Raw genomic sequence first — 10,253 nt, 5'->3', positions numbered from 1 at the left:
TATATGAAACCTGGCATCGTCGGCAGCAGCAACGTGCACCCCTGCTAGAATCATCGTTAATATCACTGTAACAAATGGCCGCCCCCGACACGGGCGGCCATTTGTTTTGCTCTGCTGTTGAGTATTTCTTGAAAAGGCCGTTACTGAACAGCGATAATGACGTCATGATTTCAAGCACGCTGAGTAAAAACCTTCTGGCTGTTTGTGCCGGCATTCTCCTCTTTTTGGTTCTGGAGGGAATCCTTGCCCTGGCCGGTGTTCCCAGGCTTGCCGATGAAGACCGCTTTGTCGGTTTTGCCGGCAGTACGCCCCTGTTTATCAGGACCGAACCGGATGCAACCGGAGCCAACATCAAGCTGAATCCGGCAAAGGGCGACTACTTTAATCGGCAAAGCTTTCAGATGCCGAAACCCGAGGGAACTTTCCGGGTGATTTCGCTGGGCGGTTCGACAACCTACGGTCGACCATACACGGGTGAGACCGCCTTCCCGCGCTGGCTTGAGCTGCTCGGTAACGAATATGCGGGAGCTGGCCGATTCGAAGTGATTAATGCCGGCGGCATCTCTTATGCCAGTTATCGGGTTGCCCGTCTGCAGCAGGAGTTGATCGATTATGACCCGAATCTCTTAGTGGTCTATTCCGGGCATAACGAATTTCTCGAAGCCCGGACTTTTGATCACCTGAAACACGAAAATCTCTGGCTCAACAGGACACGGCAGCTTTTGCACCAGTCGCGGCTGTATTCGCTTCTGGTAAGCCTGCTTGAGGGCTTGTCGTCAAAAGAGAGCAGCCGGACAATTCTGCCGGATGAAGTGAGCGTGGAGCTGGAAGGAGTGGTCGGCCCCGATTTTTATCACCGCGATGAGGATTTCCGGCGTGGCGTGCTGCAGCAGTACCGGCAATCTCTTCAGGACATGATCGATCTGGCCAGGGAAAAGCAGGTGCTGCTGGTCCTGTGTACGCTGCCGTCGAACCTTTCCGGAGTTTCTCCTTTCAAGTCGGAACATAGGGCGGGTTTGACAGGATCGGAGCTGGAAGAATTCGATCGGCTTTTTTCTCAGGGGAGCCAGGCGCTTCAGCAGAACGAGCCGGCGCGGGCGATGATGGCTTATCGCGCGGCGCTTGAGTTTGACGATCAGTTCGCCCTGCTGCATTATCGGCTCGGGCAGGCCTTGCTGATGAGCGGACTCTATGATCAGGCCTATGCGTCGTTTGTGCGCGCCAAACAGGAGGATATTATTCCCCTGCGGGCTCTTGAGGAGATGAACGGCATCGTGCGCGAACTGGCCGAACTGAACGATGTGCCGCTCGCTGACGTTGAAGCCACCTTCCGCCGGGTTGCGCCCAACGGAATACCCGGTGCAGACCTGTTTGACGATCACGTTCACCCGAATATTCGCGGTCAACAGCTGGTCGCCTGGGTGGTGTTCGATACCCTGGTGAAGGCTCAATCCTTTCCATTGCAGATCGGGGCGTGGCAGCGGATGAGCAGCACTGCCCGGCAGCTACTCCTGAAGTATGAAAACGCAATTCCAGAGCGCTATCGGGCATTGGGACTGTGGGGGGTTGGCCGCCTCTATTTCTGGGCCGGTAAATACCCGGAGGCCCACGTGGCGCTGAAACAGGCCTGGGCAGAGCTCAAGGATATCCCTGAAATTCCGTACAAGCTCGGCACGTTGGAAGTTTTTCGTGGCAACGGCGCCGCAGCCCTGCCTTACTTGAACGCGGCAAGGCAAATGGAACCCGATGACCTCAATACGTCGGTCATGCTCGCCAATGCCTATCTGCTGCAGAAACAGGCAGAAAAAGCTCTCGACGTGCTTTCCGGGCTGCCCGCCGGGGGCGATAACAGCGTCGGCTACCTCTCGGTGCTGGGGCGTGCCCGCCTGCAGCTTGGTGAGCTCAAATCAGGTCTGGATGCACTAAAACGTGCCTATGACCTGAATCAAAATGTCCCGCGTTCGACCAGGGAATATGCCGAGGGGCTTGCCATCGCCGGTCAACTGCCGGCCGCAGAGAAAATGTTTGGGCGGTATCTGCAATTGATACAGTTCCCTGACCCGAGCAAGGCATTGCAGCGATGGGTTAAGGAAAAAGGTTGGCTGACACCACGAGAATGGTTGTCCAGAGAGTTGGGGGAAAAGTGAAACAGAAAATCCTCGTTCTGCTGCAACGTCTCGGCCATTTCCAGGCGCAGCTCTTTCTGACGCTGTTGTTCTGGCTGGTTCTGACGCCCTATGCGCTCCTCCTGCGGCTGGTGACCAGGGACATGCTCCCCGGCGGGCATTGGGTGGCCATGGAGAAACAGCCTGTCACACTCGAAGATCTGCGCCGGTCGTTCTGAAACCATGAATATTCTCGGCATCTCAGCTTATTACCACGATAGTGCCGCGGCGTTGCTACAGGATGGGCAACTGGTCGCCGCGGCCCAGGAGGAGCGCTTCAGCCGGATTAAAAACGATGCGGCCTTCCCGCGCCAGGCGGTCAACTTCTGCCTGGATACGACCGGTCTGGCAGCGGAAGATCTTGATGCCGTTATTTTTTACGATAAGCCGATCGTCAAGTTCGAGCGTATCCTGAAAACCGCTCTGGCCGTTGCGCCACGCGGCTACGGGATGTTCCGCCAGGCATTGCCTGCCTGGATGAAAGAAAAACTCTGGTTGCCGCGAATTTTACGAAATGAGTTGCCCGGCGCCGGTGAATATCTCTTTTCGAGCCATCACCTCTCGCATGCTGCCGCCGCCTTTTACCCGTCTCCATTCGCGCAGGCAGCGATCCTGACGGTGGATGGGGTCGGCGAGTGGTCGACCTGTTCCTACGGGGTGGGTGAGGGCGCCACGATCGACCTGCAGAAAGAACTGTATTTTCCGCACTCGCTCGGTCTGCTCTATTCGGCTTTCACCGCTTACCTCGGATTCAAGGTCAACGAGGGGGAGTACAAGGTGATGGGACTTGCTCCTTATGGGCAGCCGGTTTTTACCGAGCTGATTTATGAGCATCTGGTTGAACGCCATGGTGACGGCGCCTTTTCTCTGAATATGTCTTATTTCGAGTACTGCTCACGCCTGGCGATGACCGGCGACCGCTTTGCAGATTTGTTCGGTGGCCCGCCAAGAGAGGCTGAAGGCCCATTGGTACAGCGCCATCTCGACATCGCAGCTTCGGTTCAGAGGGTGACCGAGGAGCTGATGCTCGATCTGGTCGCCCAGGTCCAGCGTGATACCGGAGAGAAAAACCTCTGTCTCGCTGGTGGGGTCGCTCTGAACTGCGTTGCGAATGGTCGTATTCTGCGGGAAGGGCCCTTCGACAACATCTGGGTTCAACCCGCCGCCGGGGATGCCGGGGGTGCGCTCGGTGCGGCTTATGTGGCGCATTTGGCCATGGGGGGTGAGCTGCCGCAAAAGTCTGGCGGCGATCTGATGAACGGCGCCCTGCTCGGCCCCTCTTTTGCCAACGTGGATATCGAGCCGACTCTTCTCGGCGCCGGGGTACACTTCGTCAAGTTGAATCAGCAGGAGCTTATCGAGAAAACTGTTCAATCTTTGGCTACCGGAAAGATCGGTGGTTGGTTTCAGGGGCGTATGGAGTTTGGCCCGCGAGCCTTGGGGAATCGCAGTATTTTGGCCGATCCGCGGGTTGTCGATATGCAGCGGCAGCTGAATATGAAGATCAAGTTTCGTGAAGGCTTTCGGCCCTTTGCTCCGGCGGTGCTCGCAGAAAGAGCCTGTGAGTATTTTGAGCTTTCCGGAGTGAGCCCTTACATGCTGCTGGTGTGTAAGGTCGCCAAGGAGCAGTTGCTGGCGGTAGAGCAGGCAGGTGAGGGCCTGGAAAAATTGAACATCCCCCGGTCAACCATTCCGGCAGTAACCCACGTCGACAATACCGCCCGGGTGCAGACGGTTGCCGAAGAGACCAATCCACTTTTTTATCGACTTCTGGAACGTTTCAACGTCGTGACCGGGTGCCCGGTCCTGGTCAACACCAGCTTCAACGTCAAGGACGAACCGATTGTCTGTAGACCGCACGATGCGCTAGAATGTTTCCTGAAGACTGACCTCGATTTCCTGGCGATCGGGGATTACTGGGTAGAAAAGGCAGAGACATGAGCTGGTGGCTGACAATTCGTGATTTGGGTAGTTTTATCCGGCAACGCAAAAAATATGTTCTGGCGCCGCTGGTCATCATCCTGGTCTTGATGTCGATATTTATCCTATTGGCGGAGATTCCTGTGTTGACGCCGTTTATTTACGCACTGTTCTAAACTGACGGGCAACGCAAAGCTTAGGGCCGTCTCCTTGCCAAGGGGGCGGTTTTACTTTTCAGGTGTTTTCGGCTGAGGCTTGGAAGCCTCTTCCGCAAGCGTGGCAAGAAAGTCTGGCATGCCCGGATCATAGGTTTTGGACCAGTTAAGCTGCTGGAGTTTTTCAATCAGTGGTGCGGCAAGAGTGATTCCGCCGGTTTCCCTGTACAGGCCAATCTTCTTCAATGTGATAAAAGGGTTGTCAGGAAAAATCTCCGCAGCCTTGTTCAGCATATCCATGGAGGCCTGGATCTGGCCTTGGTTAAATGCGCGTTCGGAAAGGGTGAGATATTCGAGGCCATAGATTGGGTCGAGGGCAACGGCTTCGCTCAGATATTGTAAGGCCTTGTCCGAATTTTTCAGCTGGCCGGAAATTTCGAATAGTCCGTATTTTACTGAAGCAGACTCAGGAAAATGTTTTTCCAGCTCTAGGTAAATATCGAGAATCTTCTCAGGCTGAAAGAGGTTGTCCAGGTAGAGTGCTTTGCTTCTTTGATTCCAGAGCTCCGGCATGGCCTCGGCGTCGAGAAGCTCTGGGTTGGCCAACATGCTGGCGATGTCCTTGCCGAGAAAACGGGATTTTAGGGCAATGTCGCCGCTGAGGTTTGATAAGGAAACCGTGGCTCCAAGAGTCGGCCAGCGACTCTCCCGCAGTTGCCGGGCGACGTCTGCCACGATCAAATAAAGTGGGGTGGTAATCTCATTTTTGTAAACTGCTCTGAAATAAGACAGGTCGACATGGAGTAAAACCGGCTCGTCAATCCGCGGTAGGGACTTGATCCGGCAAATTGTCCAGGCAGTGTTGCGAATTTGACCCGAAATTGAATCGCCTTCTTGTTTCAACGTCTTTGCTTCCGCTTCGGAAATATCTCCGGCCGTAAATAGTTGAGCCTTGATAGTCTCGGGTGTTGGCATGGGTGCTTCTGGTGAAAGAGGTAGGACCCAGAGAACCTTGCCAAACAGGTTTGCACGAAGAGCCGCTGAAACGGCCATTGAGGGCATCAAAACTGGGTCTGCAGATTGAAAAACCGCCTTTTTCTCAAACTCAATCTGGTCAGCGGACAAAACCAGCCGTTGCGCTTCTTTTTGCAATGGAGTCGGGATCGATTGCAAAAAGGGGTTATTCGAAAGTAGTACTAATGTCGGCCGCTCCTGGCGGGTTTCGCGCCAGATCGGTAACGCCGCTGTTGCTGTTTCAACCAAAGACGCCTCAATTGGTTCAGTGAGTAGTTGTGCCGTTACCAGACGAACTTGCGCTTTAGTCTCCGGGGCAACAACGGGATCCTCTGTTTTTGACTCACAACCCGCGGCCATCAGCAGGATTAATGCATACTTAAAAAGACGTCTGAACATGGAATCTTCCTAAAGTTTTGGAGAAAAGGGGCAGTACATTTAAGCTTTTTGGCATCCCCCCTGGGAAGCAAATTGTTTGTAATCTCTATCTACCTTGCCGGATGATCGGCAGGTGTGCTGAGGGTTCCAGTACCAGGCGGAATCCTGCATCGAGTGTGTGGCTGTTGGCTTTTCGATAGTCACGGGCCGTCGACCTCAAATCGTTGGCTTGATAATTCCAGGCTCCGCCGCGTTGCACCTTGCGCGATTCCGTATTGATGATGACCGCAGCGCCGTCTGTGGGTGCATTCGTATAGTTGGTTTTATAGCTGTCCGTTACCCATTCAATGACGTTCCCCATTGTATCGTAGATATTCCAGGGGTTCGGCCTGAAAGAACCCACCGGGGCTGTTGATTTGTTGTCCCATTTGCTGCCGCAGTTCGCGCAATTCGCAAGTCCACTGGACAAGGTTGCACCGCTCCAGTAAGGGGTGCTTGTTCCGGCACGGGCGAAATATTCCCATTCTGCTTCGGTTGGTAGCCGGAACCTGTGCCCGGTCTGTTTGCTGAGCCAATCGGCATAGGCATTGGCATCCTGCCAGGAGACATTAATCACCGGTCGACTTCCCCTTCCCCAATTTTGGTCGTCAGGTGGCTCGCACTCTCGTGGAATCATTTTACAGTACTGATCAAACTGTGTGAAGGTTACCTCATACATGCCGACGAATAGGTCGTCAACCTTGACATCATGCACCGGTTGCTCATCGGGCTTCTGGTCGCTGCCCATCTGAAAAGAGCCACCCTTAACGAAGACAAAGTCCATGTCGGCAACCTCAACTGTGTAATCGGCTTTCGCCTTTGGAAGAATTGAGGCACACCCTGAGACCAAAAATATGGAGAGGGTTAAGGTCAGGACGCTCAAGGTTGATAATTTCGAATGTGGCATAAAAACCTTCCTTACTTTTGCGGCAGAAAATATGTAGTAAAAATAGGCGTTTTTTGGTTAGGCCTCTGCATGGTTTTTCGAGAATCCAGAAAGCTCAGGAAACAGCATGAAAATGCATTTTTCCTGCCATGAAGGAAACCTCGGCCGGGTAGTTTCGTAACTACAAAATGAACTACCCCGCAGCAAGCTACGGGGTATCAAAAAGCGTTAACTGCTCGCGGTGCAATTGCTGATACTCTTTTTCTCGGCCTTGATTTCTAACATAGGTCGCAATGGTTTTCTCATTACCCTTTTGGCCTACAGTGTTCACAAAATAGCCCTTTGTCCAAAATTCGCCACCCCATAGTTGCTTTTTAACCGATGGGACTCGTTTGAATATTTCTCTGGCCGTAATGCTTTTGATGACTCGTGCAATCTGCGTTGGGCTGTACATTGGAACCGACTGCACCAAAAAGTGAACATGGTCTTTGTCGGTCCCAATTTCTACGAACTGAATCTCGTATCTTTTGGCGATCTCAAGGCAGACCTCTTTGAGACAGCCATCAACCTCTGGGGTGAAAACAACCCGGCGGTATTTTGCTGGGCAAACAAGATGGTATAACAGCACAGAAACATTATGACTTTTGTGTACATATTCGCTCATGTCGCCAATATTTCATATTGGCGATAGCGAAGCAAGCTTCGGGGAATTGGACCCCCCTGAGATTAAAGGAGTTACGCCGATAAAAAGGAGGCCTGCATATTGCATGATCTCCCCTCACCCAGACCTGAGATTTTGCGGACGGCCTTCCTGGTGAGTCTTTTGGCCAGAAACTGGACCCGGGAACCACCTGTCGCATCGTGATATCACAAGTTCGCTATGAGTCAATTCGGCTATTTGGCCAGAAGTGGATATTACGGAGTACCACCAACATCAGAGAAGGAGGCTACCATGAAAAAGTACTTGAAACCTGGTGTCGTGGGGAGCAGCAACGTTCACCCCTGCTGATTGGCATCGGAAACGGAAAGAGAGCAAAGGCCGGATTGAATTGTCCGGCCTTTCTCTGTGGAGCGCAATTCCCCGTGGGGCAGGGCATCCTGATGAAGCCATGTGTTAGCCGGTGCCCCGGACTTTTGCGGGGCGATCTTTCGCGACGCCGGGAGGGCCACTCTTTCCAATGCCTGCAAAGGGATCTGCCTTGAAGCTCTCCATCGTCATCCCGGTATATAATGAAAAGGCCACCATCCGGGAAATTCTTGCCCGGGTCTTGACTCTGTGCAGCACCGCCCTGACCAACCTCAACCTCACCGACATGGAATGCTGCTATAAACTCTTCCGCCGTGAGATCCTGCGCCAGATTGTCATCGAGGAAGATCGCTTCGGGGTCGAGCCGGAACTGACCGCCAAGGTCGCCCGGTTGAATTGCCGGATTTTTGAGGTCGGCGTCAGTTATGCCGGCCGGACCTACGCCGAAGGAAAGAAGATCGGCTGGCGCGACGGCTTCCGGGCCCTCTGGTGCATTCTCAAATACAACCTGCGCCGCTAGATGCGGCTCTATTGTTGTAATCAGACAAATGGAATGTCCCCTAAATACAAACAATTTCGATAAGTTGTGAAGCTTTAAGGAAGCCCTGAATACACAAGGTTTATCTGTAGACCTCGCGGCGATTGCCGATCTTAACTACGAGGATGCTTACACTGGTGCCTTGTATCTCGCAGATGACCCGGCAGTCACCAACACGGTAACGCCAGAGTCCTCCCAGATTGCCGGACAGGGCCTTTCCCAACGTGCGCGGATCATCCAGAATGGCGACACGCTGATCCATGTAGTCGAGAATACGTGCAGCAACCGGTCTGTCGAGTTTGCGCAACTGGACTTTTGCAGTGCTGGTGTATTTAATCGTCCAGGTCAAGGGATTCTCTTACCTCGGCAGCAGAATAAATCTCTTCCTCGCCTTTGCGTACCCGCTCCAGAACATCGGCGGCAAGGTAATAATCTTCCAAATCCTCCAGTCCGCGTTCGATCAGTTCCCGCAGGTAAAAAGCTTTGGTGCGCCCTGTCTGACTGGCGAGAAAGTCAAGTCGTTTTTCCGTCTCAGGGGCGATGCGTATCGATGTGGCCATTCCGAACCTCCATGGTGAATATTTGTATTCAACGTATCATGGTGCGTGCAAATATTCAAGGAGCAGCATGGATCTTTGGGTGCCACCCCTGTCCTTTGCATCATCCGGCTGCGCCGTTAGCGCCTTCCCCCCTTCAGTTCTATTTATCCCTTCCCCTCAGTCCGCTGAAACCCCCAGCTTTTGCAACTCGACCGTTAGCGCCTTTCGTGCGTCATCTTCACCGTGTACCAGCCGCACCCGGGCCGGTTTGACCCGCATCCGTTTGATGAAGTTCACCAGGTTCTGCTGATCGGCGTGGGCCGAGTAGCCCGACAGGGTGTGGACCCGGGCGCGGATATCGAAGCGTGCTCCGTCCAGGGTCACGTAGCCCCCCTGCGGTCCGTACTGCTGAATGGCCCGTCCCGGCGTGCCGGCGGCCTGGTAGCCGCAGAAGAGGATATCGGTACGCGGATCACCGATCAGACCCCTGAGGTAGTTGACGATGCGGCCGCCGCTGCACATGCCGCTGGCGGCAATCACAATGCAGGGGTGGTCCCTGCGGCGCAGAATATCGACGGCATTGAGGTGGTCCTGGTGACTATCGATGGTGGTGAGCTGTGCGAAGTCCAGCGGGTGGCGCCCCTGGCGCAGCTTGCGCCGCGCCTCGGCATCCCAGTAGGGACGCAGCTGCCGGTAGAGGGTGGTGAAACGATTGGCGAGGGGAGAATCGACGATGATCTCCAGTTCGGACCAGGGGAGGCCGGGGGCGGCGAGGCGCTGCCGGTTGTGGTGAATAATCTCTTCCAGGTCGTAGAGGAGTTCCTGGGTGCGGCCGATGGAGAAGGCCGGAACCAGGATCGTGCCGCGATCGGCCAGGGACTGCTCGACAATCTGCTGCAGATGGCGTTTGCGCTCCCTGCGGCCTTCGTGAAGACGGTCGCCGTAGGTGCTTTCCAGTACCAGCAGGTCGGCACGGTAGGGAGAGGCTGGCGCCGGCAGCAGCGGGGTCCAGGGGGCGCCGAGGTCGCCTGAGCAGACGATGCGCCGCTTGCCTTTGGTCGTCTCGGCGTCGCATTCGACCCAGGCCGAGCCGAGGATGTGGCCGGCGGGGTGGAGGCGAAGGCGTAACCCGGCCGGGCCGGGGATGGTCCACCAATGCCGGTAGGGGAGCGGTTGGAGCTGCTGCTTGACCTGCTGTTGCAAGGCGGCGATCAGACGGGCATTGCGGGTGACGCCGACCTTGAGCGCGTCCTCGAGGACGGCGGGGAGGAGCAGGGCGGAGGGCGCGCTGCAGTAGATCGGCCCCTTGAAGCCAGCTGCCAGCAGATAGGGGAGGCGGCCGCAGTGGTCGAGATGGACGTGGGTCAGCACCAGGGCGCGCAGCTGGATGACCGGGAAGTCAATCTCCGGGGCGGTCGCGTCACCTCCCTGGGTAAGGCCGCAGTCGATCAGCAAGCCGCTGCCGTCGGCGAGCCGCAATTCGTGGCAGGAGCCGGTGACAGTGGTGCGGCCACCATGGTGAATGAGAATATCATCCGCGCTGTTCATGGAGTCCCCCTCCGTTATCGCGAGTTGAATTGAGGTCTTGCGGT

The 10,253-nt window shown here is 55.1% G+C and carries 10 protein-coding genes and 1 pseudogene; 5 read left to right on the top strand and 6 right to left on the bottom strand.

Annotation, left to right across the window (positions count from 1 at the left end; translation table 11 throughout):
* Positions 1-74: 74 nt before the first annotated feature.
* The 4 genes from ACYQ8E_RS08895 to ACYQ8E_RS08880 are packed head-to-tail and all read left to right on the top strand — an operon-like array spanning position 75 to position 4,261.
* A complete protein-coding gene (locus tag ACYQ8E_RS08895; protein ID WP_082820382.1) occupies positions 75-2,147 on the top strand; it encodes an SGNH/GDSL hydrolase family protein in 2,073 nt (690 codons plus the stop codon).
* Positions 2,144-2,344 (top strand): hypothetical protein, encoded by a 201-nt coding sequence (locus tag ACYQ8E_RS08890; RefSeq protein ID WP_066728416.1) that lies wholly within the window; start codon positions 2,144-2,146, stop codon positions 2,342-2,344. Before ACYQ8E_RS08895 ends, ACYQ8E_RS08890 begins: the two co-directional genes overlap by 4 nt.
* A gap of 4 nt (positions 2,345-2,348) precedes the next feature.
* On the top strand, positions 2,349-4,106 hold the full coding sequence (locus ACYQ8E_RS08885) for a carbamoyltransferase family protein (protein ID WP_066728414.1): 1,758 nt from the start codon (positions 2,349-2,351) through the stop codon (positions 4,104-4,106).
* Complete coding sequence (locus tag ACYQ8E_RS08880) at positions 4,103-4,261, top strand: DUF5989 family protein (protein WP_157471911.1); 159 nt, start codon at positions 4,103-4,105, stop codon at positions 4,259-4,261. The genes ACYQ8E_RS08885 and ACYQ8E_RS08880 overlap by 4 nt, the downstream gene beginning before the upstream one ends.
* A gap of 51 nt (positions 4,262-4,312) precedes the next feature.
* Here the strand turns inward: ACYQ8E_RS08880 and ACYQ8E_RS08875 are convergent, their stop codons facing one another.
* The 3 genes from ACYQ8E_RS08875 to tnpA form a co-directional block, all read right to left on the bottom strand.
* The gene (locus ACYQ8E_RS08875; RefSeq protein WP_066728413.1) at positions 4,313-5,653 is read right to left on the bottom strand and encodes a tetratricopeptide repeat protein; all 1,341 of its coding nucleotides are present in this window, start codon (positions 5,651-5,653) and stop codon (positions 4,313-4,315) included.
* An 85-nt stretch (positions 5,654-5,738) separates the two neighbouring features.
* Complete coding sequence (locus tag ACYQ8E_RS08870) at positions 5,739-6,578, bottom strand: formylglycine-generating enzyme family protein (RefSeq protein ID WP_066728411.1); 840 nt, start codon at positions 6,576-6,578, stop codon at positions 5,739-5,741.
* 187 nt (positions 6,579-6,765) lie between these two features.
* Positions 6,766-7,221: an IS200/IS605 family transposase gene (gene tnpA / locus ACYQ8E_RS08865; RefSeq protein ID WP_082820217.1), complete on the bottom strand. Its 456-nt coding sequence runs from the start codon at positions 7,219-7,221 to the stop codon at positions 6,766-6,768.
* A 598-nt stretch (positions 7,222-7,819) separates the two neighbouring features.
* On the opposite strand from tnpA, the pseudogene ACYQ8E_RS08860 reads away from it, so the two are divergent.
* Positions 7,820-8,104: pseudogene (locus ACYQ8E_RS08860) on the top strand (glycosyltransferase family 2 protein); the annotation flags it as partial.
* A 100-nt stretch (positions 8,105-8,204) separates the two neighbouring features.
* On the opposite strand, the gene ACYQ8E_RS08855 reads toward ACYQ8E_RS08860, so the two are convergent.
* The 3 genes from ACYQ8E_RS08855 to ACYQ8E_RS08845 all read right to left on the bottom strand — a co-directional run bounded on the left by ACYQ8E_RS08855 (position 8,205) and on the right by ACYQ8E_RS08845 (position 10,209).
* Positions 8,205-8,471: a type II toxin-antitoxin system RelE family toxin gene (locus ACYQ8E_RS08855; protein WP_082820381.1), complete on the bottom strand. Its 267-nt coding sequence runs from the start codon at positions 8,469-8,471 to the stop codon at positions 8,205-8,207.
* Positions 8,455-8,682, bottom strand: coding sequence for a type II toxin-antitoxin system RelB family antitoxin (gene relB, locus ACYQ8E_RS08850; protein ID WP_066728409.1), 228 nt, complete (start codon positions 8,680-8,682; stop codon positions 8,455-8,457). The genes ACYQ8E_RS08855 and relB overlap by 17 nt, the downstream gene beginning before the upstream one ends.
* A 156-nt stretch (positions 8,683-8,838) precedes the next feature.
* On the bottom strand, positions 8,839-10,209 hold the full coding sequence (locus ACYQ8E_RS08845; RefSeq protein WP_066728407.1) for an MBL fold metallo-hydrolase RNA specificity domain-containing protein: 1,371 nt from the start codon (positions 10,207-10,209) through the stop codon (positions 8,839-8,841).
* Positions 10,210-10,253: the final 44 nt, after the last annotated feature.

Source organism: Desulfuromonas carbonis, assembly GCF_054658035.1.
The sequence above is the reverse complement of the archived record's forward strand: the minus strand, read 5'-3'. Positions and strand labels throughout refer to the sequence as shown.